Below are 21,092 nucleotides of genomic sequence, written 5' to 3' on the forward strand. Positions count from 1 at the left end.
GGGGTGAGAGCCCGGTAGTGCCGCAATTACATAGGAAATAAGCCCCCGGACAGCTGGTTCCGGGGGCTTATTGTTGCGACTCTATTAAAATAGTTTTGTTGGGCTCAATCACTTATTAATAGTCTATTCATGTCTGCTTCATATTCGATTCCTATACTGGAGGCGACAAACAGACAAGGAGTGGTTGGATGAAGCGGATCGGAGCTATGTTGGCAGGAATGGGGATCGCGATGAGTGTCTTCGCAGGTACAGCAGCGGCTGAAACGGCTGATCTCAGCAGTCTCGTTTCTAAGCAGGAGCAGCAGAAAATGGTGAACGTGGCGCACCGCGGGGCATCCGGACACGCACCTGAAAACACGATGGCGGCATTCCAAAAAGGATTCGAGATGAAGGCGGACTATATCGAAATCGATGTCCAGATGACAAAAGACGGCGAGCTTGTTGCCATCCATGACACTACCGTTGACCGCACCACAAACGGCACGGGCGCAGTGGGTGACCTGACGTTCGAAGAAATCCGCCAACTGGATGCAGGCAGCTGGTTCGGTCCGGAGTTCGCAGGCGAGAAAGTGCCGACTTTCGAAGAGATCCTCGATGGCTTCCGCGGCAAGACCGGCGTGCTGATCGAGCTGAAAGCGCCAGAACTGTATCCGGGAATCGAGGAGAAAGTAGCAGAAGCGCTGATCGAACGCAACATGCACCGCCCGAACAACGCGAAAATCATCATCCAGTCATTCAACCATGGATCGATGCAGACGTCCAAGGAGCTCCTGCCGAATATCCCTCACGGCGTATTGGCCGGTATGAGCTGGGCGAATGTGACAGATGAGCAACTGGCGGAATTTGCTACATACGCGGATTACTTTAACCCGAACATGAACATCGTGACGCATGAGTTGGTGGCTGGTGTGCATGCTGCGGACATGAGGATCTTCCCGTACACGTCCCGCTCGCAGGAACAGGCCTTCCGCCTGTTCGACCTCGGCGTCGACGGCATCATCACCGATTTCCCTGAGCATGTGTACAAGCATCCGGTATTTAACTGAATAGGAATGGAAATAGGGCTGCCTCTTGGGGCGGTCCTGTTTTATATTTCTGCTTCGGGCGGGGCTGATGTTCGGTCTCGTCATTCATGGCTCCGGTTTCGTCATTCGCGGGCTTAGTCTCGTCATTCGCGGCCTCGGTTTCGTCATTCATGCGATTGCTGGTGGCGAATGACGAAACTTTTGGCTCCAATGACGAGATTGAAGGGACGAATGACGAAATTGAACGGATGAATGACGAAACCGGCGTTTCGATAGTCGCGATAAACACCCTAACATTAACCTTTACAAAGCCTAATCTTAACGCAGACAAAAGCTCCCGGCCGCAGCCGGGAGCTTCTCTAATCCTCACTTATCTTGCCGACCATCCGCCGTCGACGCTGATGATCTGGCCGACAAGCCCCGTGGCACAAACGGCCCATAGTTGAATTCAGATCCGATCGCGGTTACAGCAGTTTTCCCGCCCGGGCATCGTGACCTATCTCAATCAGGTTCCTGACCGCCCCGTTCAATGTTCCGAACCGCTCGTCTTCCACCGTGCCGTCCGCCCAGCGTTTGTAGATCTGCTGGAGGATGACTGCCAGCTTGTAAAAGCCGAACGCCAGGTAGAAGTCGATATGGGTCATGTCGCGGCCGCTCTTTTTCGCGTATTCTTCCGTGAATTCCCTTCTGGAATAAAACCCGGGCAGGCTCGAGATTGAGTTGATACCCAGGTCGCGGTCCTGGGCGCTTCCCCAGTAGGCAAGCGATGAACCGATATCGCTGAGCGGGTCGCCGATCGTGGCGAGTTCCCAGTCGAGGACACCCGATGTTTTTGACGGATCATCCGCATCAATAACGATGTTGTTCAGCTTAAAGTCGTTATGGACGATCGTCGTTTCCGGGTTAAGGGGGACGGCCTGCTTGAGCCAGTCCTCCAGTTCGGCGATGCCGCGGATATCTTCTGTTTTGGCGGCGTCATAGCGCCGGATCCAGCCGTTGACCTGCCGCTCCATGAACCCTTCCGGCTTGCCCATCTTTTCGAGACCGGCCTTTTTATAGTCCACCTGCTGCAGTTCGATGAGCGTGCCGATCAGGTTGCGCGACAGTTTGGGTCCGACCGTTTCAGAGCTGCCCCATCGCTCCGGGAAGGTCTCGTCGACGACGACTCCCTCCTTTTTCTCCATCACATAAAAATGTTTGTCCATGATCGCTTCGTCTTCATGGAGCAGGTACGGCTTCGGCGCGTAGTGGAACAACGGGTTGATTTTCTGGAGCAGCGTGAATTCCCGCTCCATGTCGTGAGCGCGCGGCGGAAGCGGACCACCCGGCGGACGGCGCATGACGCCTTCCCAGTCCCCCACTTTCAGGAGATAAGTCATGTTCGAGTAGCCCTCGGAGAATTTCTCGTAGCGGAGCGGCTCCTCCGGAAGATCGATCTTGTCCCTCAGCAGCTGCTCCAGCGGCTCCCAGTTGATATAGAATGTTTGAACGGTCATGGAAACACCCCTTTTCGTAGTTTCACGATCCCTCTTTCTTCTTCCGAATACTTCGCAATCATCGGCACCCGGTCCTTGTGACGGATCACGTATTCCGCTGCATCAGGAAAGCCTTTTGCCTCTAGCAGGTGGAACGTCTCGACATCCAGGAGATCCCGGTGATTAGCACTGGCTGACTCTATATATAACCGGTGCGCGATGACGGCCGCATCCGAAAGCTCGAATTCGTCAAGCCTCAGCAGTTCATCGATCAGATGCCCTCCGCCGACCATGTCCTCTACCGAAAGCCGGCCGGCATTGCCGGCAGCGACGATGACGATTGAGTCGCTTTTCGTTTCCTCAGCAATATAGGCAGCGAGCGAGCGCCCGTTCAGGAGCGATCCGATCAGGAGCTCCTTTGCCCCTTTCGCCTTCTCGAGCGCCCTCGTGCCGTTGGTCGAAGAAAACACCGCCCGTTCACCGCTTTCGGCAGGACCGATCTGCTGGGGATCCGGATAAAGGAAATCCTCAATTGGATCTCCGTCAGATTCTCCGATCATGACGGCAGGCGTATGGGCGGAAGCACTGAATGCCCGCGCCGCCGCCTCATTCTCCACCGCCGTGACCGGCCCATAATTCTTTTCCAGCAAAAACAGGATCGTGGAAGTGGCCAGGAACACGTCGTAGACCACCGCCACACAATCGGTAATTTTCTCGGGATCAATGGTTTCCTTTTGCGGAACCACATGGATTTTTCTCATGGAATGCCTCATTTCACGGCCTGATTGATGATCTGCTCTTCCTCGGACGGATTGTACTCCACGACGAAGGTTGGGTTTTCCTCTTTACTGTCATAAATATTCTTCAACCCTCAGCAACAGCTTCCGGGGAGTCTCCGGCTCGCCAACTTGCCTGACTCGTGGGTAGCTTGCCCGCCGCTGCATAAACCTCAACCTCTTTATACCGATGTCCAGTCCCTATTTCGTCAGGCCCTTCATCGCACGGGCTCCTTTTCCTTGGGCGTCCTTTCGTTTAGCTGTTCGCGGATTTCCAGCTTGGCGATGTCACGGAGGTGGACCTGGTCAGGACCGTCGACAATCCGGAGTGTTCGGGCATTGGCCCAGTGCGCGGCAAGGACGGTATCGTCCGATACGCCGGCGCCGCCGAACAGCTGGATGGCGCGGTCGATGACGTTCAGGCACATCCTCGGCGCCGCGATTTTGGTCATGGAGATCTCCTTGCGTGCTGCCTTGTTGCCTTCGGTGTCCATCTTGTGTGCAGCAGAAAGAGTGAGGAGTCGCGCCGAGTCAATCTCGATCCGGCTTTCCGCGATCTGTTCGCGGATAACGGCTTTATCGATGTTGCGGGAGCCGAACGTCTCACGGCCATCCGCACGTTCAATCATAAGTTCCAGCGCGCGTTCAGCGGCACCGATCGCCCGCATGCAGTGGTGGATCCGGCCCGGTCCGAGGCGTCCCTGTGCGATTTCAAATCCGCGGCCTTCGCCAAGAAGGATGTTCGACGCCGGGACACGGACATTGTTATAGTGCACTTCCGCATGGCCGTGCGGGGCATGGTCATAGCCGAACACCGGCAGGTACCTCTTGACCTCGACACCCGGCGCGTCGAACGGTACGATGATCATCGACTGCTGGCGGTACGTTTCCGCTTCCGGATCGGACTTGCCCATGACGATCGCAACCTTGCAGCGCGGGTCCATCGCGCCCGACGACCACCATTTCTTGCCGTTGATGACGTATTCGTTGCCGTCACGAGTGATCGATGCCTGGATGTTCGTCGCGTCAGAGGAAGCGACTTCAATCTCGGTCATCGAGAAGACGGAGCGGATCTCGCCTTCAAGCAACGGCTTAAGCCACTTTTCCTTCTGCTTTTCGGTACCGTACTTCATGAACACTTCCATGTTGCCGGTGTCCGGCGCGTTGCAGTTGAAGATTTCCGGTGCGATCAGGGAACGGCCCATGATCTCGCACAGATGGGCGTATTCGTAGTTGGTCATTCCGTGGCCGAACTCCTCGTTGTCGATGAACAAGTTCCATAGGCCTTCCGCTTTGGCTTTTTCTTTGAGTTCCTCGATGACCGGCGGGACGATCCAGCGGTTTTCCGCGTTGTTCAGCTGTTGTTCGTATACCGCCTCGTTTTTGTAGACATGGTCGTCCATGAATTGGATAAGCTGGTCTTTGATTTTTTGCGCTTTTGGGGATAGTTCTTTTAGCATGATGATCCTCCTTTGTTTTTCATGGCTGTCTTCAGGATTTTACCGGAGGCGTTCCGCCGCAGTTCATCCAGGAATACAATCAACTCAGAAGCCGCGTAGTCTTTAAACATCCTGAACCTGATCTTGATCATTCCGTTCAACTGATTAGACAGATTCGATGACTAACGCAATCCCCTGGCCGCCTCCGATGCAGAGGCTCGCGACGCCGTAGCGGCCGTTGCGCTTTTTCAGCTCGTAGGCAAGAGACAAGACGATCCGGGTGCCGCTGACACCGACCGGGTGGCCGAGTGCAATCGCACCGCCGTTCACATTCGTCCGCTCCCGCTCCAGGCCGAGTTCCTTCTCGACGGCGAGGTATTGTGCGGCGAATGCTTCGTTAACTTCGACCAGGTCCATCTGGCCGAGCGTCAGGCCAGCGCGGCGGAGCGCCTCGCAGATGGCCGGCACCGGGCCGATTCCCATGATGGTCGGATCGACGCCCGTGATGGCGTAGCTGACGATCCGGGCTGTCGGCTGGAGGTTGTGCTTGTTGACCGCATCTTCCCCTGCGATGACGACACTCGCCGCTCCGTCGTTAATGCCGCTGGCGTTCCCCGCAGTGACCGTCCCGTCTTTTTTGAAAGAAGGGCGGAGCCTGGCGAGGGTTTCTCTACTTGCTTCCGGCTTGATATGTTCGTCTTCGGTGATTGTGTTGGAGTCTTTTCTCGTCTTCACTTCCACGCCGACAATCTCTTCAGCGAATCGGCCCGACTCGCGGGCGGCTGCTGCGCGGCTGTTGCTGAGTACAGCGAACTCGTCCTGCTCCTCGCGGCTGATGCCGTGGATTTCAGACAGCTTTTCCGCCGTCATCCCCATGCCGTTTCCGGTGTATTCGTCGGTCAGCGTCGACAGCAGCATGTCGTCGAACTGCATGCCGCCCATCTTCGGCTGGCTGAACCGGGCCTTGAAGCTCGCGTATGGCGACATCGACATGTTCTCCGCTCCGCCGGCAAGCACGATTCCCGCGTCGCCGAGCTTGATCATCTGCGTGCCGGATACGATCGACTGCGTTCCGGAACCGCAGAGCCGGTTCACGTTCAGCGCCGGTACTTCCTGCGGGATGCCCGCCTTGAGTCCGATGTGCCGCGACAGGTAGGAGGCGTTCGTCGACGTGTGGATGACGTTTCCGTAGATGACATGGTCGATGTCTTCAGGGACGACATTGGAGCGCTTCATGGCTTCGATTGCCGTCACCCTCCCGAGCTCATCGGCCGGCGTGTTGGCGAATGATCCTCCGAATGCGCCGAAAGCCGTGCGTGCACCATCAATCAGATAAACTTCAGTCATTTCTCCATCTCCTCCAGATTTCTCTATGTGTTGTCCTTGCGAAGTTCCTTACTTCAGGAGCTTCATCAGGTATTGCGCATATAGATCTTTCAATTCGTCCACGCTGATCAATCCGTCTTTCCGGTATCAGGTCTGGACCCAGTTCATTGCCCCGAGAAGGATCATCCGGATGATCTTGATGTCAGAGTTCTGAAACCCCCGACCTCTCTTCTCTTGTTGCTTACAACTCGCTTTGCTCATGGCTATCCCCAATTTGTCCGAGCAGACATTTTGTAAGGGCTTACAAATGTAGTCCGAAACTTGGTAGGTTTTACTCAAAGGTTGGGATGTTCCATGAAAATTCATTAAATTGTCTGATTATTATTCATCGTTCCTTATTATACGCTTCAAGCGTAGAGTGTAAAGAGAGTTTCTAAACGTTGTCCAAACTATTAATAATTAGGTCTAAGAATTATTAGGGCATGGTTCAAATAAATGTGATGACATCATTATCACGATGCCAGCCCTTCCGTCACCACATCTTCTTCATTTCCTGTTTTTAATCGGCCTAATATTACCCTCGTAATCATCCAGACCCTCTATTGCCCGTTGCCTTTGCATTCTTTACACTAAGATTAACAACAATCAGACATCGGGAGGCAGGCATCTTGGGGATTTTGGAATTTCATCAGGTGGAGAAAATGGCGGGGAATCAGGTGGTGTTTCCCCGCTTTGATTTGAGTGTGGAGTCGGGCGCCGTGACGGCTGTGCAGTGTGAGCACGAGGCCGGGCTGCAGCTGATCGGGATGGTGACGGGAATGGCCCCCGCTTCCCACGGGGAGGTACGGTTTGGCGGAGAGTTGGTCGGACGGCAGTTCCGGAATCTGGCCTCGCGCATCGGGGTGGTGCTGCTGGATGATGCCCTTTATGAAAGACTGACCCCGTCTGAGCAGCTGCGGCTGTTCCGCAACCTGCATAATACCGGGGCGACAGTTGAAGACTTGCTCCGGCAGGTCGGGCTGGAAGAGCGCGGACGGACCCGGATCTCGAAGCTGTCGTATTCCGAAAAACGCCGCGTGCAGCTGGCACGGGCGCTCGTACATAAACCGGATCTTCTGATTTTGCAGGAGCCGGAACAGAATCTCGACGTCGAGAGCCGGATCATCCTGCAGCGGGTGCTGGCGGAGTTTACGGCGGGCGGCGGCGCGGTACTGCTGACGACGAGCAATCTGGAAAATGCGGTCACGATGGGAGATACCGTCTACCGGCTTAATGCAGGCGGACTGAAATTGTTTGAGGTTGCGGAGGAGGAAGAGATTTTAGAGGATTCTGTTCCTGTCGAAGAAACGGTACCGGAGACTGAAGGTGACACTCCATCACCACAGCTTCAGTTCAACAAAATCCCCGCGAAGGTGAACGAAAAGCTGATTTTATTCGATCCGACGGAGATTGTATTCGTGGAAAGCGTGGAAGGCGTCTCGCAGCTGCATGTCCAGGGCGAGACGTTCCCGTGTGCGATCAAGATGGCGGACCTCGAAACGCGGCTCCAGCCGTTCGGGTTTTTCCGCTGCCACCGGTCTTATATTGTGAACCTCCAGCGTGTGCGCGAAGTCATCACGTGGACGCGCAACAGCTACAGCCTGATTCTGGAGGACCCCAATAAAAGCACCGTCCCCCTCTCCAAGGGCAAGTACGCAGAACTGAAGACGTTCCTCGGCATCTGACCGTTCTGTCAGCACTAATATTAGCGCTCCATTCACCTGCTATTTGCTCCATTCACCGTGCCGGAAGCTCCTTTCACCTTGATATTACTGCGTTCTTTAAAGTGGCGCGGTAAGGTGGAGTCAAGAAAACGAACGGCAGAAAAGGAGCGATCATGATGGAGCACATCATTGAGGTCAACAGCCTCGCCAAATCATTCGGAGACAAACTCGCACTGAAAGATGTGGACTTCAGGGTCCGCAAGGGAGAGACAATCGGATTTCTCGGACCGAGCGGATCGGGCAAGACGACGACGATCAAGATCCTGACAGCGCAGCTCGCGGCGACCGCAGGCGATGTCCGGGTATTTGGAGAGCCGGTCCACCTATTAAAAGACCCTGCACGCATGAAGAAGATCGGCATCCTGACCGATAACAGCGGACTGTACGACCGGCTGACCGTCCAGGACAACCTGGCGCTTTATGCGGATCTGTATGACGTCGGAAAAGAGCGGGTCCGCGAAGTGCTGGAGATGGTGAGCCTTCTCGGCGAAGAAAAGACACCCGTGAAAAAGCTTTCCAAAGGGATGAAGCAGCGCGTCACACTCGCCCGGGCCATCCTTCACAAGCCGGCCCTCCTGTTCCTCGATGAGCCGACGTCAGCGCTTGACCCGACGACGACCAAGCATATCCATGAAGGGCTCCGCGAGCTGAACCGGGAAGGCACGACGATCTTTTTGACCACACATGATATGGATGAAGCGGAAGCACTTTGCGACCGGGTCGCCTTTCTCCATGATGGGGAGATCAAGCTGTTCGATACCCCGCAAAACCTGCGGACGATGTCCGGAAGTCCGACGATTTCTCTTTTACTAAAAGACAAGACAACTGTCACCGTCGAGCCAAATGAATCCGGAGCCGCAGCAATCGCCGGCTACATGGCAAGCGGCAATTTGCTTACAATCCACTCGAATGAGCCGACACTCGGCGACCTGTTCGTACAACTGACCGGGAGGAACCTATGATGACCACATTTTCGATGAAGCGTGTCAACGCGATTTTCGTGAAAGACTGGAAAGACCTTCAGCGCAACTCATACGTCCTGTTCACACTGGCCCTGCCCCTCTTCTTCGCAGCCTGGCTCGGGCGGATCGGCGCGGACAGCGCAGAAATGATTTCCTTCCCGATTGTCTTCGCCCTGGTCATCGCCGGCGCCTTTGTCCAGGCAGCGATGGTTGCGGAAGAAAAGGAAAAGAATACATTGCGCGGGTTGTTGCTGTCCCCGGCAAGCGTGGCAGAAGTGTTTATCGGGAAAAGCCTGCTGAGCGGAGTCATGACACTGGTAGTCGTGGCCGGCTGCATCTGGCTCGCTGAATTCAGTGTCCCTTCCCTCCCCCTGTTTGCGCTTAGCATTGTCATCGCACTCGTCATCTTCCTCGCAATCGGCACGCTGCTCGGACTGCTTTCCCGAACAGTTATGGAAACAAGCATCATCGGCATGCCCGTCATGCTGATCTTCGGAATGTCTTCGATGTTCAAATCGATGATTACGAATGAAGCGATTTTGACAGTGATGGATTACCTCCCGAATGAACTGCTTATGAACATCTGGGTTGGATTGGAGAGCGGTGCTGACGTCGGTGAATCGTTCCTAATCCTCACTGTATGGGCTGCGGTGTCAGTCGCAGCGACTGTGATTGTGTACCGGAAACGACGGATGGACTGATAGAGTGTAAGCCCCGGCATGTGAGTGCCGGGGTTTTATTATGAGCTCAATCTCGTCATTCGGGATGAAAGTTGCGTCATTCGAGACGGCAATCTCGTCATTCACACCTCCGGTTTCGTCATTCGCAAATTTCCAGGATACAAATGACGAGATTTAGATGGGGAATGACGAAATTAAGCGGGGGAATGACGAAACCTCCCGCTCTATACTTCCAGTTGAAAGCTTCCGCCATGCCGGAAGCTTTTCATGCTTTTCACCCACTAAATATGCCGTCCTCTATTTTTCACGTAATGGTCCTGCAAACTCCACTCCCCATACGCCACAACGAGTCGCAAACGCTTCCATTATATTCACAATTAATCAGAATAAAAATACTTTTTGCAAGTCATTGACTTCCTTACTTTATCCCAGTAAAGTTAGTTTCAATTCTTGCACTAATCGAATATGCACATCTTTTCTTATCAAGAGAGACCGAGGGACAGGCCCTAGGACGTCTCGGCAGCGGACCCCACTCAGTGGAGGCACCGTGCTAATTCCTGCAGATGCCTGGTGCATCTGGAAGATGAGAAAAAGATGGCCTACCCGGTCCTCTTTTTCTCTTTATGAGATCAAGAGGATTTTTTCATTTCTGATAACAACAGGAGGTACGCCGGATGATTGAATTTAAACAAGTCTCCAAGACATTCCGGCTTGGAAAGCGTGAAGTACACGCGGTAAAGGATGTGTCGCTGAAAGTCGAGCAGGGCGACATCTACGGAATTATCGGCTTCAGCGGCGCCGGAAAAAGTACGCTGCTGCGGCTGGTGAACCTGCTGGAGCGGCCGAGTGAGGGCTCGATCGAAATCCAGGGCGTGAATGTCACGTCCCTGTCAGCCAAAGAGCTGAGAAAACAGCGCAGGAACATCGGAATGATTTTCCAGAACTTCAACTTGTTCAATTCGCGGACGGTGGCCGGTAACATTGCATATCCGCTGAAGCTTGCCGGCACCCCGAAGCATGAGATCAACACCCGTGTGGAAGAGCTTCTCCGCTTCGTCGGCCTTGCGGACAAAGCGAAGGATTATCCGGATCAGCTGTCGGGCGGGCAAAAGCAGCGCGTCGGAATCGCGCGGGCGCTCGCAACCAACCCGGACATCCTGATCTGTGATGAGGCGACATCCGCGCTTGACCCGGATACGACGGCAGATGTGCTGCGTCTCCTGAGACAAGTCAACCGGGAGTTCGGCATCACGATCCTTCTGATCACCCATGAGATGGAAGTGATCCAGTCGGTCTGCACGAAGGTCGCCGTCATGGAGAACGGTGAAGTGATCGAGTCCGGCGGCGTATTCGAAGTGTTCACGGACCCGCAGCACGCAACGACCAAGCGGTTCATCCGCTCCGTCCAGCAGGACCTCCCTTCCCCGAATGTCCTCGCCGAGTGGCGGGAATCGGGCGGCGGCAGTTTGTACCGCCTGCAGTTCAAAGGGCCTGTCGCGAACGAGCCGGTACTTTCGACGGTTACGGCAAAACACGGGATTACGTTCAACATCGTGTACGGATCCGTCCGGGAGCTTGAGGAGCGGCTGTTCGGCAATCTGATTGTCTCGTTCCTCGGCGATCCGGCGGACGTCGAAGCCGCCATCAAGGAAATTGCAACGCTGACAGACATCGAGGAGGTGCAGGAAATTGAACGTTGATTGGACATCCTTCTGGCCGCGCATCGTCGAAGCGACCGGCCAGACGATCACCATGGTCATCGCCACACTCATTTTCGGATCGATTCTCGGCATCATCATGGGGCTCCTCCTGTTTGTGACCCGCCAGAACAATATTCTGGAGAATAAATTCCTCTTTAACCTATTGAATATCGTGATCAACATCATCCGGCCGGTGCCGTTCATCATCTTCCTCGTCGCCATCTCGCAAGTGACACGGCTCGTGGTCGGCACGACGATCGGAACGGCGGCCGCGATCTTCCCGATGACGATCGTCGCAAGCTTTACAATTGCCCGGGTCGTCGAGAACAACCTCGTCAGCATCGACCCCGGTGTCATCGAAGCTGCACAGGCGATGGGCGCAAGCCCGCTCCGGATCATCTTCACGGTCCTGATTCCGGAAGCCCTCGGACCGCTCGTCCTCGGACTGACGTTCGTCACGGTCACACTGATCGACTTCTCGGCAGTTGCCGGAACAGTCGGCGGCGGAGGCCTCGGACACATCGCCATGACCTACGGTTACCAGCGCTTTGACGCCAGCGTCATGATCGTCACCGTGCTGATCCTGATCGTCCTCGTGCAGCTGGCACAATGGCTCGGGAACACACTCTCAAGGAAAATCATGCGGCGATAAGCTTTGCGGAAACAACACTAACATTTAAACCAAAAGGAGAATGAACACCATGAAGAAAATTCGGATTCTGGCAATTGCCCTCATTGCCTCCCTTGCCCTTGCGGCATGCGGCGGCGGAAGTGCTGAAGAAAGCGGCGGCGATACCGTCAAAGTGAAGATCGGCGTCAACGGTGCGGACGGCGCACAATGGCCGATCCTGCAGGAAAAGGCAGCAAAAGAAGGCATCGAAATCAAACTGATCGAGTTCGCCGACTACACGCTTCCGAACAACGCCCTTGCCCAAGGGGACATCCAACTGAACGCCTTCCAGCACATCGCGTTCCTCGGCCAGTATGTCACTGAAAGCGGCAACGACATCATTCCGATCGGCTCCACGATGTTCGCACCGATGGGTCTGTATTCCGAGAAAATCTCTGACGTCTCCGAGCTGAAGGAAGGCGACAAAATTGCCATCCCAGATGACCCGTCCAACCAGGCACGCGCACTTCTTCTACTTGAAAGCGCCGGACTTATTACACTTGCTGACGACTTTGGCATGTTCGGTGACCCGTCCAAGATTGCGGATAACAAACTGAACCTCGATATCTTGCCGATGACTGCCCAGCAGACGCCGCGCGTCCTGCCTGACGTCGCCGCTTCGGTCATCAACAACGGCGTGGCCGGACAGGCCGGCTTCTCCCCTAAGGAAGATGCCATCTTCGTGGAAGATGAAACCGACGAAAACGTCCACCCTTACGTCAACATCATCGCGGCACGCGGTGAGGACAAGGATAATGAAACGTACAAGCGCATCGCAGAGCTTTACCAGGAAGAAGACATTGCCGAGGCTGTCAAAGAAGACACGAATGACGGATCCATCCTCGTCGAACTCAGCCAGGAAGAGCTGGACAAGGCATTTGAAGAACTGAAAAAGTAATCTTGAGTGGAGGGATCCGGAATGACCGTTGCACAGGATGCGAGAGGGAAGATTTGGGGATCAATCGAAGAGAATCGAGAGCGCTATATTGGAGTAAGCCATGACATCCATGCCCGCCCGGAAATCGGGAATGAGGAAGTGTACGCGAGCGGCCTGCTGTCCGCGCTGCTTGAGGAAGCCGGATTCACGGTTAAGCGGAATGTCGCCGGCCACGAAACGGCATTCCATGCCGTGAAGGATAGCGGGAAAGAAGGCCCGACTGTCGCTTACCTGGCGGAATACGATGCGCTTCCGGGACTCGGCCACGCCTGCGGACACAACATCATCGGAACGATGAGTGTCGCAGCAGGAATAGCCCTCGGGGAACGATTGGATGAAACCGGCGGACGGGTGGTCGTATTGGGCACTCCGGCCGAAGAAGGCGGCCCGAACGGCAGCGCGAAAGGAAGCTTTGTCCGCCACGGGTTCCTGGAGGATGTCGATGTCGCCATGATGATCCACCCGGGCGGTAAGACGGCTCCGACCGGCGAAACGCTCGCAGTCGATCCGCTTGATTTCCACTTCTATGGCCGCTCCGCGCACGCCTCCGGTTCTCCGGAAAAAGGCATCAACGCGCTGGACGCTGTCATCGGCCTGTTCAACGGCATTAACGCACTCCGCCAGCAGCTGCCGAAAGATGTCCGGATTCACGGAATCATTACGCACGGCGGCGATGCACCGAATATCATTCCGGACTATGCCTCCGCCCGCTTCTATATCCGTGCGGAAACTTGGTCGCGGACCGAGGAAGTCGCGGCAAAAGTGCGTGCCGTCGCTGAAGGCGCAGCCCTCGCGACCGGCGCCACGGTCAAGATCGAACGGTTCCAGAATGAAGTCCGTGACTTTGTCCTGAACCGCGTTCTCGATGAAACGATCGGCCAGGAACTGTCGGCCGTCGGCGAGCACGTCATCGATGAAAAGCGTTCCGGCAAAGGCTCCACCGACGCCGGCAACATCAGCTATGCTGTTCCGACCGCCCACCCGCACATCAAGATCGGACCGGACGACCTGATTGGGCATACCAATGAGTTCCGCGAAGCCGCCGCCTCCCCGGTCGGCGACGAAGCCCTCATCCGCGGCGCCAAAGCCCTTGCTGCGGCGGGCTACCGCCTGCTCACGGAAGAGCTGCTGCTCCAGAAAATTAAGGTTGAGTTTGAGCGGGCGCTTGCGGCTAAAGGTGAATAAGATTGATTTGATTCCCTCCGTTGCGGCTTTGGCCGTGGCGGGGGGTTTTTTCGATTTGGGGTGGTTTCGTCATTCATGGCTGCGGTTTCGTCATTCGGCGGCGCAGTTTCGTCATTCCCTCCCCTCACTTAAAAACCCCGCCGTCTCCAATGCTGGAGGTAGGCGGGGTCATTCCTTTTTAGCTGAGCACTTTCTCTTTCTTTGCAGCAATTTCCGCAGCAACATCGACAATCATGTCTTCCTGGCCGCCGACGACTCTGCGCTTTCCGAGTTCAATCAGAATGTCCCGGGAATCAATGTCAAACTTCTTGGCGGCCCGCTTGGCGTGGAGCGCGAAGCTGGAGTAGACACCGGCATAACCAAGTGTCAGGCTGTCTTTTGTGATTTCCTGAGGGCTCTGGAGGATCGGCGCGACGATGTCTTCGGCCAAGTCCATCATCTTGTACAGATCGACGCCTGTTTCGATGCCCATCCGCTCGAGGACAGCGACGAGTACTTCCGTCTGGGTATTGCCCGCGCCGGCGCCGAGGCAGCGGACGCTGCCGTCAATGCGTGTCGCGCCTTCCTCAATCGCCGCAAGCGTGTTGGCCATGGCAAGAGACAGGTTGTTGTGGGCGTGGAAGCCGACGTTGACACCGATGGACTGCTTAAGCGCGCGGACCCGTTCGCGGACCTGATCCGGAAGCAGGTAGCCTGCCGAGTCGACGACATAGACAGTGTCCGCGCCGTAGCTTTCCATCAGCTTGGCCTGTTCGACCAGTTTTTCGACCGGTGCCATATGCGCCATCATGAGGAAGCCGACTGTTTCCATGCCAAGTTCCTTCGCATAGGCAATGTGCTGCGGGGACACGTCCGCTTCAGTGACGTGTGTCGCGATGCGTGCCATTTTAGCACCGAGGCCGGCCGCTTCCTTCAATTCATTGAGCGTGCCGATGCCCGGCAGGAGCAGCACTGCGATCTTGGACTTGTCGGCAACGGAAGCCGCGGCTTCGATCAGTTCCATTTCATTCGTTTTGGATAGGCCGTACTGCACGGACGAACCGGCTAGGCCGTCTCCGTGAGAGACTTCGATGTATGGAACGTTTGCGTCATTCAGTGCTTTCGTCACGTCAAGGACCTGGTCGACCGTGAACTGGTGGGCGATGGCGTGGCTGCCGTCCCGCAGGGCGACTTCAGTCAATAGAATGTCTCTTTGTTTTGTCATGGTCCGTTCCCCCTTAAACCGTTTGTTTCGCCAGTACGTTCTTAGCGAACTCTTCTGCGACTTTGACACCTGCGGCCGTCATGATATCGAGGTTCCCCGCGTACTTCGGCAGGTAATCTCCTGCGCCTTCCACTTCAACGAAGATCGTGACCAGGTTGCCGTCAAAGAACGGTTCCGTACGGAGACGGTAGCCCGGCACATACGACTGGACGACATCGGTCATGTCCTGAATCGACTTCCGGATGGCTTCTTCGTCCATTTTCCCTTCCTCGACGAGCGTGTAAATCGTATCCCGCATGAGGATCGGCGGTTCCGCCGGGTTCAGGATGATGATCGCCTTGCCTTTTTTGGCGCCGCCGACTTTTTCGATTGCGCGGGAAGTTGTTTCCGTGAATTCGTCGATGTTGGCGCGCGTTCCCGGACCCGCGCTCAGGCTCGAGATGGTCGCGACGATTTCGGCATATTCGACCGGTGCGACCCGGTTGACGGCGTGGACCATCGGGATGGTCGCCTGGCCGCCGCATGTGATCAGGTTGATGTTGTCCTTGTCCAGGTGCTCGTCCATGTTGACGGCCGCGCACACATACGGGCCGATGGCGGCCGGCGTCATGTCGATCACTTTCTTGCCCGCTTCCTGAAGCACCTTTGCATTGTAGAGATGCGCTTTAGCGGATGTCGCATCGAACACGATATCCGCCAGTTCCGGCTGCTTCAGGAATCCGTCGACGCCGCTGTCAATCGCCGTGTATCCAAGCTCCCGCGCGCGGCGCAGGCCGTCGGATTCCGGATCGATCCCGATTACCGCTGTGAGTTCCAGCACGTCAGAGCGTCCCAGCTTGATCATCAGGTCGGTCCCGATGTTCCCCGAACCGAGAATTGCCACTTTTACTTTTGACACATGAATCTCCCCCTACCCATCATTTTTTCAAAGTTAGACTGTCTGCGGACTGCGATAACCCAGTGCGGCCGAAATCTCGCTTGCCGCCGCCGTGATTTTCCCGACCATCTCTGCAAAGCGCTCATCATCCGCCCTGACTTTCGGAGCGGAGCAGCTGATTGAAGCGGTTACATTCCCCTGGTGGTCAAAGATCGGCGCGGCAACGCACTTGAGTCCAAGCTCAATTTCTTCATCATCGACGGCATAGCCGTTTTCCCGGATGTTGTTAAGGTGTTCCTTGACTGCAGCTGCGTCCGTCAAGGTGTGCTGCGTGTGGGCGACCAATTCTTCGGTCTCCAGCATCCTATCAATCAGCTCGTCGCTCTGATAAGCGAGGATCGCCTTGCCCACGCCCGTGCAGTGGACAGGTGCCCGCTTGCCGACATGCGAATAAATCGTCAGTGTCCTCGGGCCTTCCAGCTTTTCCACGTAGACCACTTCTTCCCTTTCCATGACCGCGAGGTGGACGGTTTCACTGAGTTCCTCCACCAGGCTCCTGATCAGGGGTGAGGCGATTTTCCGGATGTCCATGCTGCTTCCGACGACATTCCCCAGTTCAAACAGCTTGATCCCCAGCCGGTATTTCAGGCTTTCCGGGTCCTGCTGGAGGTACCCGCGATGTTCCAGCGTCTTGATGATTCCGTGGGCGGTGCTTTTCGATAAGCCCAGCTTTTCGCTGATCTCCTTGATGCTGAGTTCTGGTCCCGTAGCCATGAACAGCTCAAGGATATCGATCGCCCGGTCCACCGATTGAATGATTTTCCCGGTCACTACCAACCTTCCTTTCTATCGTTCGACATTGTCGAACGCCGTTCGTAAATATTGATGATGTGTTTATCGTAATCTCTTAGCAGTTCAATATCAATGAAAATTTAGAAAATTTAATTTGGAATTTAAAAAAGGGCAGCCTTCAATTGCAGAAAGCATGCCCTTGCGTATGTTAAAGCATCTCAAATTGCCTGAAGCCCGTCTGGTCCGGGACGTAATCGAGGGTCTTCCCATTAAAGTAATGAAGTTCTCCTTCACTCAGGAGAAATCGAAAGCCGTCCATCGGAAATTCCTTATCACCTTGCTGCCTGGACTCATCCAGGGTCAGCTTCAGGCTCAGCAAACAGCTATCCCTCATCCTTAGACGGACAAACTGGTGATCGAAAGCCTTCAGGCGTTTAGCCAGTTCAGCTTTTGCCGCATCAGAAACGGTAAACATTATTCGAATGCCTGATCCGGATCCTCAGAATAATTCAGGTCCCATGTGAATCCGAACCGGTCCTCCACCTTGGCGTATTTCGCGCCCCAGAACGTGTCCTGGAGCTCCATGATGCGGCGTCCTTCGTCGAGAAGCGCATCATAGAGCCTGCGGATCTCTTCTTCTGATTCGCAGTCGATCAGGAGAGAAAGCCCGCGGCGCGGAACTTCCGGTGCCGGCTCAGTGGAATCGGCCAGCATCAGCTGGAAATTGCCGCGCTTCAGGTGACAGTGGATCACATAGTCCTCGGCACCCTCGGGCGTAGGAAATTCCGATTCCCCATATGTCTGGATGCCGAGATTCTTCATGCCGAACAGATCCGCATAAAATACGGCCGCTTCCTTTGCCCGGCCGTAGAACGTGAGATAAGGTGTAATGCATTCTTTCATCTGGAAACCGCCCCGCTTTCTGATTGTCTTCATTTATCATACCCGATTATTGTGGGAGTGAGCCTGGTTTGCAGAAGGCAGCCAGCCGGCCAAGCGATAATTGAAACCGCCCGCTCCTCCTTCCGGGAAAGCGGGCGGTTCTTTAGCGCGTACAGGCGAATTCATACGAGTTCGTTAACGTGTTATGGATAGTCAGCTCCACCGTGCCGTCATTTTCAAGGCAGCCTTCGGTCAGGGCACTGATCTCATACTTGGTGAAATAATGCTGGGCGGCCAGGAGAAGCGCGACCACCAGAAGCAGCGTGACTGCGATAAGGCCGATCATATGTCTCGTTTGGATCATTGGGGTCCCTCCTCTTCCTTCCTTTTACGGTCCGGGGACAGGAAAGGTTTCAGCGGGTATACTTTCCCGACTCTACTTTCTTTGGTTTTAGAAGAACGCCGGCCAATGTGATCAGACCTGCCACGATGAGCTTTTTCATATTCACACCACCCTGTTTTCAGGCTCGCGTCCTGACAGTACTGCTTCAATGTCTTCGGAATTCATCCGCATCATGGCGAGCCTTGTCTTGACGCTTGCGCTTCCGATATGCGGGAGTGCCGTCACGTTCGGCAGGGTGAGGAGCTTGTGGTCGGAACCGATCGGCTCACCTTCGAAAACGTCCAGTCCTGCAGCCCAGATCTGGCCATTTTTCAGCGCTTCATATAGGGCATCTTCGTCTACGATCCCTCCCCGTGCGGCGTTGACGAGAACGGCGGTTTCCTTCATGAGGCCGAGTTCCCGCTCGCCGATCATGCCACGGGTTTCGTCGGTAAGCGGCGTGAGAACGACGACGAAGTCGGACTTTGAAAGGAGGTCGTCCAGTTCCGCGTACCTGAAGCCGAACATCGACTCGGCTTCCGTTTTGCGGGTGCGGTTGTGATAAAGCACCTCCATGTCAAAACCGGCGGCGCGACGGGCGACGCCTTCCCCGATGCGGCCCATGCCGACAATGCCGAGTGTGGCACCAAAGATATCCATGCCGGTGAAGCCCATCGGCGACCAGGAAGTCCATTTCCCCTCGCGCAGAAACCGCTCCGCCTGACCGGTCTGCCTGGCCGCTGCGAGCATCAGCGTAAACGCAAGGTCCGCGGTCGTCTCGGTCAGGACACCCGGCGTATTTGTGACGGTTAGTCCCCGTTCCTTAGCCGCCTCGATATCGATATTGTTGTAGCCGACGGCAAGATTTGCAATCACCTCAAGATTCTCTCCCGCCTGGATCACGTCGCGGTCGACCGTGTCAGCCACATTCGTCCAGAGCGCATGGACTGTCTTCGCCTTTTCAACCAGCACATCTTTCGGCGGGATCTCGTCCTCGCTGTGCCACATGTCCACGTCAAACAATTCCCGGAGTCCGGCGACGGCTTCTTCCGGCAACTTTCGTGTGATAAAAATTTTCTTCATTCCCCGCATCCCCTTTCACTGTGAAAAACCGCCGGAAACTGCATTCCGACGGTTTTGATCAAGCGTTATTTTGCCGTGACGGCTTCCTTTTCCTCGGAGTGATCGTCCACGTCAACTTCCACCTCAAGCACCTCGACCTCATCGATCTGGTCAAGAAGCCGAAGAAGGCGGCGGCGGTTGATCGTGCGACCGGCCTTTCTCAGTTCGAGCAGGATCCAATCCGGATCCAGAACATCTTCCTGCTCCATCAGGTGGCGCATCAGGGCGATATCCTCACGGTCACGGTCAGACAGCTTGTTTTCCGGCCGGTTCACATAGTTGTAGTAGCCGCTTTCCGATACATCGAGCGTCAGGCAGAGCCGGCGGACCTTGTGCTCGTCCTTCATTTCATGGATCGCATCAAAGCGCTCATTCTTCTTGACGTCGATCATCGATGTGAATTTCTTCAGAATCTCGTTTTCCTCCCGCAACCGGCGCACTTCACGCTCCAGGTCGCGGAGCCGGCGGTTCGGGTCAATGCCCGGGGATTTTGGCTGGCGGCCGCGTTTTTTCGGGATGAGGCCCTCCTCGCCAGATTCCTCATAGGCATCCAGCCAGTTTTTCAGCGTATTCGGGTGGACGCCGAACTCACGTGCGACCGCTCCCTTTTTCCGCTTCTTTTCCAGGACTTCATTCACGGCCCGGAGTCTTTCCTCAAACGTTTTTTGTGGTTTTGCTTCTTTATCTTCCATCACATTAGCCGCCATGCACATTTCCCCCTTGAACAAATTATCATTGACGCAATTATAACAAATTTATGATGTCGATTGTCCATAGTTAAAGGAGGAAATTACATATTTTCTGTAGAAAAAAGGTTTGATTTAAGGGGATTACAGGTCGTCGAAGCCGTTTAGGTCACTTGTCTTCGTGTATTGCCTGGAGGTCTGTTCGAAAAAGTCTGTTTTTGTATCATCAAAACTGTCAACATAAGCACGGATCCATTTCATCGGATTATCGGTGTGTTCCGGATACAGCTCGGACAGGCCGAGCATCCTCAGCATTTTGTTGGCCCTATATTTAATGTAGCCTTCCATCTCCACCAAATCGATGCCATCCACACCGTCCAGCACATATCGGCTCCACAGCGTCTCTTGTACGACCGAGTGACGGTATGCATCATAGATCCATTCGGTGAATGCCGGCGTATTCAGGTCCGGATTCTCCCCCATCGCGGCACGGAACACATCGCTCATCGCCTTCCCGTGCTCCAGTTCGTCGCGGTTGATGTAACTGATCATCGTCGACGTCCCGACCATCTTCCCGTTTCGCGCAAGATTGTAGAAGAAAGCGAAGCCGGAATAAAAGAACAGGCCTTCCAGAAGCGTCGTATACACCATCGCCTTAAGTGCAGTTTCCGCAGTCGGACGGATCGCGAACTCATTGTAGACCTTGGCGATGCGCTCGTTCCGCTTCAGAAGCACCGGGTCATACCGCCCGGTTTCGAAAGATTTCACCTGGTTGTCGAAAGTCGTGACCGAGCTCAAGACATACGCATAGCTGTGGTTGTGCTCGCTTTCCTGGTCGGCGATCGTCGCGAACAGCGATTTGACGGAAGGGTCGGTCACATAATTCGCGAGCTTTGCCGCGACATCCGTCTGCGGCCCGTCCAATGTCGCCAGCAGGCCGATAATCTTCAGGAACGCATCCCGTTCTTTTTGGGAGAGGTTCGGGAACTGCTTGACGTCTTGTGTCATGTCCACCTCATTGGCGGTCCAGAACAAGGATCGGATCCGCTGGCGGAGCTTATAGAAATGAGGATATTTCAGGTCGTTCCAGTTCAGAATGCCGCTCGCCTCTCCGCCGAAGATCGCCGTCGCCCGGTTCGGATTGACCGGGTCAAGCACCTTCACGCGGGTAAGCAGCTGGGCCGATTGTGTCGTCATGTATGGTGGCTC

Annotated in this window: 21 protein-coding genes and 1 riboswitch; of the genes, 8 read left to right on the forward strand and 13 right to left on the reverse strand. The window is 55.1% G+C overall.

Features of this window, described 5'->3' with window-relative positions; genetic code table 11:
* Positions 1-188 precede the first annotated feature (188 nt).
* The gene (locus BMX91_RS04280; protein ID WP_092050278.1) at positions 189-1,046 is read left to right on the forward strand and encodes a glycerophosphodiester phosphodiesterase; all 858 of its coding nucleotides are present in this window, start codon (positions 189-191) and stop codon (positions 1,044-1,046) included.
* Between the two features lie 443 nt (positions 1,047-1,489).
* On the opposite strand, the gene BMX91_RS04285 is transcribed toward BMX91_RS04280, so the two are convergent.
* The 4 genes from BMX91_RS04285 to BMX91_RS04300 all read right to left on the reverse strand — a co-directional run bounded on the left by BMX91_RS04285 (position 1,490) and on the right by BMX91_RS04300 (position 6,062).
* Complete coding sequence (locus BMX91_RS04285) at positions 1,490-2,521, reverse strand: phosphotransferase family protein (RefSeq protein ID WP_092050280.1); 1,032 nt, start codon at positions 2,519-2,521, stop codon at positions 1,490-1,492.
* On the reverse strand, positions 2,518-3,261 hold the full coding sequence (locus tag BMX91_RS04290; RefSeq protein ID WP_177168265.1) for a 2-phosphosulfolactate phosphatase: 744 nt from the start codon (positions 3,259-3,261) through the stop codon (positions 2,518-2,520). The genes BMX91_RS04285 and BMX91_RS04290 overlap by 4 nt, the downstream gene beginning before the upstream one ends.
* 233 nt (positions 3,262-3,494) lie before the next feature.
* Positions 3,495-4,736, reverse strand: coding sequence for an acyl-CoA dehydrogenase family protein (locus BMX91_RS04295; protein WP_092050284.1), 1,242 nt, complete (start codon positions 4,734-4,736; stop codon positions 3,495-3,497).
* 144 nt (positions 4,737-4,880) lie between these two features.
* Complete coding sequence (locus BMX91_RS04300) at positions 4,881-6,062, reverse strand: acetyl-CoA C-acetyltransferase (RefSeq protein ID WP_092050286.1); 1,182 nt, start codon at positions 6,060-6,062, stop codon at positions 4,881-4,883.
* A 647-nt stretch (positions 6,063-6,709) separates the two neighbouring features.
* Between BMX91_RS04300 and BMX91_RS04310 the strand changes: the two genes are divergently transcribed.
* The 7 genes from BMX91_RS04310 (at position 6,710) to BMX91_RS04340 (ending at position 13,938) form a co-directional block, all read left to right on the forward strand.
* Positions 6,710-7,765: a LytTR family transcriptional regulator DNA-binding domain-containing protein gene (locus BMX91_RS04310; RefSeq protein ID WP_092050290.1), complete on the forward strand. Its 1,056-nt coding sequence runs from the start codon at positions 6,710-6,712 to the stop codon at positions 7,763-7,765.
* Between the two features lie 155 nt (positions 7,766-7,920).
* The gene (locus BMX91_RS04315; protein WP_092050792.1) at positions 7,921-8,766 is read left to right on the forward strand and encodes an ABC transporter ATP-binding protein; all 846 of its coding nucleotides are present in this window, start codon (positions 7,921-7,923) and stop codon (positions 8,764-8,766) included.
* Positions 8,766-9,467 (forward strand): ABC transporter permease, encoded by a 702-nt coding sequence (locus tag BMX91_RS04320; protein ID WP_322787444.1) that lies wholly within the window; start codon positions 8,766-8,768, stop codon positions 9,465-9,467. Before BMX91_RS04315 ends, BMX91_RS04320 begins: the two co-directional genes overlap by 1 nt.
* Positions 9,468-9,922: 455 nt before the next feature.
* Positions 9,923-10,036: riboswitch (SAM riboswitch) on the forward strand.
* Between the two features lie 84 nt (positions 10,037-10,120).
* Entirely contained in the window at positions 10,121-11,146 is a 1,026-nt protein-coding gene (locus BMX91_RS04325; RefSeq protein ID WP_092050294.1) for a methionine ABC transporter ATP-binding protein, read from the forward strand.
* The gene (locus BMX91_RS04330; RefSeq protein WP_092050296.1) at positions 11,136-11,798 is read left to right on the forward strand and encodes a methionine ABC transporter permease; all 663 of its coding nucleotides are present in this window, start codon (positions 11,136-11,138) and stop codon (positions 11,796-11,798) included. Before BMX91_RS04325 ends, BMX91_RS04330 begins: the two co-directional genes overlap by 11 nt.
* 49 nt (positions 11,799-11,847) lie before the next feature.
* Positions 11,848-12,714: a MetQ/NlpA family ABC transporter substrate-binding protein gene (locus BMX91_RS04335; RefSeq protein WP_092050298.1), complete on the forward strand. Its 867-nt coding sequence runs from the start codon at positions 11,848-11,850 to the stop codon at positions 12,712-12,714.
* A 21-nt stretch (positions 12,715-12,735) separates the two neighbouring features.
* Positions 12,736-13,938 (forward strand): M20 family metallopeptidase, encoded by a 1,203-nt coding sequence (locus tag BMX91_RS04340; RefSeq protein ID WP_092050300.1) that lies wholly within the window; start codon positions 12,736-12,738, stop codon positions 13,936-13,938.
* Positions 13,939-14,116: 178 nt separating this feature from the next.
* Here BMX91_RS04340 and dmpG read toward each other — a convergent pair whose 3' ends face one another.
* From dmpG to BMX91_RS04385, 9 genes are all read right to left on the reverse strand, one after another.
* Positions 14,117-15,142 carry a 4-hydroxy-2-oxovalerate aldolase gene (dmpG, locus tag BMX91_RS04345; protein WP_092050302.1) on the reverse strand — a complete coding sequence of 342 codons (1,026 nt, stop codon included), beginning with the start codon at positions 15,140-15,142 and terminating at the stop codon, positions 14,117-14,119.
* Positions 15,143-15,155: 13 nt separating this feature from the next.
* The gene (locus tag BMX91_RS04350) at positions 15,156-16,040 is read right to left on the reverse strand and encodes an acetaldehyde dehydrogenase (acetylating) (protein WP_092050304.1); all 885 of its coding nucleotides are present in this window, start codon (positions 16,038-16,040) and stop codon (positions 15,156-15,158) included.
* 33 nt (positions 16,041-16,073) lie between these two features.
* Entirely contained in the window at positions 16,074-16,850 is a 777-nt protein-coding gene (locus tag BMX91_RS04355) for an IclR family transcriptional regulator (protein ID WP_092050306.1), read from the reverse strand.
* 169 nt (positions 16,851-17,019) lie between these two features.
* Positions 17,020-17,286 (reverse strand): iron-sulfur cluster biosynthesis family protein, encoded by a 267-nt coding sequence (locus BMX91_RS04360; protein WP_092050308.1) that lies wholly within the window; start codon positions 17,284-17,286, stop codon positions 17,020-17,022.
* Positions 17,286-17,714 (reverse strand): VOC family protein, encoded by a 429-nt coding sequence (locus tag BMX91_RS04365; protein ID WP_092050794.1) that lies wholly within the window; start codon positions 17,712-17,714, stop codon positions 17,286-17,288. The genes BMX91_RS04360 and BMX91_RS04365 overlap by 1 nt, the downstream gene beginning before the upstream one ends.
* 142 nt (positions 17,715-17,856) lie before the next feature.
* Positions 17,857-18,057, reverse strand: coding sequence for a hypothetical protein (locus tag BMX91_RS04370; RefSeq protein WP_092050310.1), 201 nt, complete (start codon positions 18,055-18,057; stop codon positions 17,857-17,859).
* 141 nt (positions 18,058-18,198) lie between these two features.
* The gene (locus BMX91_RS04375; protein ID WP_092050311.1) at positions 18,199-19,158 is read right to left on the reverse strand and encodes a 2-hydroxyacid dehydrogenase; all 960 of its coding nucleotides are present in this window, start codon (positions 19,156-19,158) and stop codon (positions 18,199-18,201) included.
* Positions 19,159-19,223: 65 nt separating this feature from the next.
* Positions 19,224-19,904 (reverse strand): transposase, encoded by a 681-nt coding sequence (locus BMX91_RS04380; RefSeq protein WP_177168266.1) that lies wholly within the window; start codon positions 19,902-19,904, stop codon positions 19,224-19,226.
* 123 nt (positions 19,905-20,027) lie between these two features.
* Positions 20,028-21,080, reverse strand: coding sequence for a ribonucleotide-diphosphate reductase subunit beta (locus BMX91_RS04385; RefSeq protein ID WP_092050315.1), 1,053 nt, complete (start codon positions 21,078-21,080; stop codon positions 20,028-20,030).
* Positions 21,081-21,092: the final 12 nt, after the last annotated feature.

The organism is Bhargavaea ginsengi (assembly GCF_900109165.1).
Taxonomy (GTDB): Bacteria; Bacillota; Bacilli; order Bacillales_A; family Planococcaceae; genus Bhargavaea; species Bhargavaea ginsengi.

What these genes read in the sequence shown, in the direction of transcription:
- BMX91_RS04280 (WP_092050278.1), top strand. Translation starts at nt 189, where the DNA reads ATGAAGCGGATCGGAGCTATGTTGGCAGGAATGGGGATCGCGATGAGT.
- BMX91_RS04285 (WP_092050280.1), bottom strand. Translation starts at nt 2,521, where the DNA reads ATGACCGTTCAAACATTCTATATCAACTGGGAGCCGCTGGAGCAGCTG.
- BMX91_RS04290 (WP_177168265.1), bottom strand. Translation starts at nt 3,261, where the DNA reads ATGAGAAAAATCCATGTGGTTCCGCAAAAGGAAACCATTGATCCCGAG.
- BMX91_RS04295 (WP_092050284.1), bottom strand. Translation starts at nt 4,736, where the DNA reads ATGCTAAAAGAACTATCCCCAAAAGCGCAAAAAATCAAAGACCAGCTT.
- BMX91_RS04300 (WP_092050286.1), bottom strand. Translation starts at nt 6,062, where the DNA reads ATGACTGAAGTTTATCTGATTGATGGTGCACGCACGGCTTTCGGCGCA.
- BMX91_RS04315 (WP_092050792.1), top strand. Translation starts at nt 7,921, where the DNA reads ATGGAGCACATCATTGAGGTCAACAGCCTCGCCAAATCATTCGGAGAC.
- BMX91_RS04320 (WP_322787444.1), top strand. Translation starts at nt 8,766, where the DNA reads ATGACCACATTTTCGATGAAGCGTGTCAACGCGATTTTCGTGAAAGAC.
- BMX91_RS04325 (WP_092050294.1), top strand. Translation starts at nt 10,121, where the DNA reads ATGATTGAATTTAAACAAGTCTCCAAGACATTCCGGCTTGGAAAGCGT.
- BMX91_RS04335 (WP_092050298.1), top strand. Translation starts at nt 11,848, where the DNA reads ATGAAGAAAATTCGGATTCTGGCAATTGCCCTCATTGCCTCCCTTGCC.
- BMX91_RS04340 (WP_092050300.1), top strand. Translation starts at nt 12,736, where the DNA reads ATGACCGTTGCACAGGATGCGAGAGGGAAGATTTGGGGATCAATCGAA.
- dmpG (WP_092050302.1), bottom strand. Translation starts at nt 15,142, where the DNA reads ATGACAAAACAAAGAGACATTCTATTGACTGAAGTCGCCCTGCGGGAC.
- BMX91_RS04360 (WP_092050308.1), bottom strand. Translation starts at nt 17,286, where the DNA reads ATGTTTACCGTTTCTGATGCGGCAAAAGCTGAACTGGCTAAACGCCTG.
- BMX91_RS04365 (WP_092050794.1), bottom strand. Translation starts at nt 17,714, where the DNA reads ATGAAAGAATGCATTACACCTTATCTCACGTTCTACGGCCGGGCAAAG.
- BMX91_RS04370 (WP_092050310.1), bottom strand. Translation starts at nt 18,057, where the DNA reads ATGATCCAAACGAGACATATGATCGGCCTTATCGCAGTCACGCTGCTT.
- BMX91_RS04375 (WP_092050311.1), bottom strand. Translation starts at nt 19,158, where the DNA reads ATGAAGAAAATTTTTATCACACGAAAGTTGCCGGAAGAAGCCGTCGCC.
- BMX91_RS04380 (WP_177168266.1), bottom strand. Translation starts at nt 19,904, where the DNA reads ATGGCGGCTAATGTGATGGAAGATAAAGAAGCAAAACCACAAAAAACG.
- BMX91_RS04385 (WP_092050315.1), bottom strand. Translation starts at nt 21,080, where the DNA reads ATGACGACACAATCGGCCCAGCTGCTTACCCGCGTGAAGGTGCTTGAC.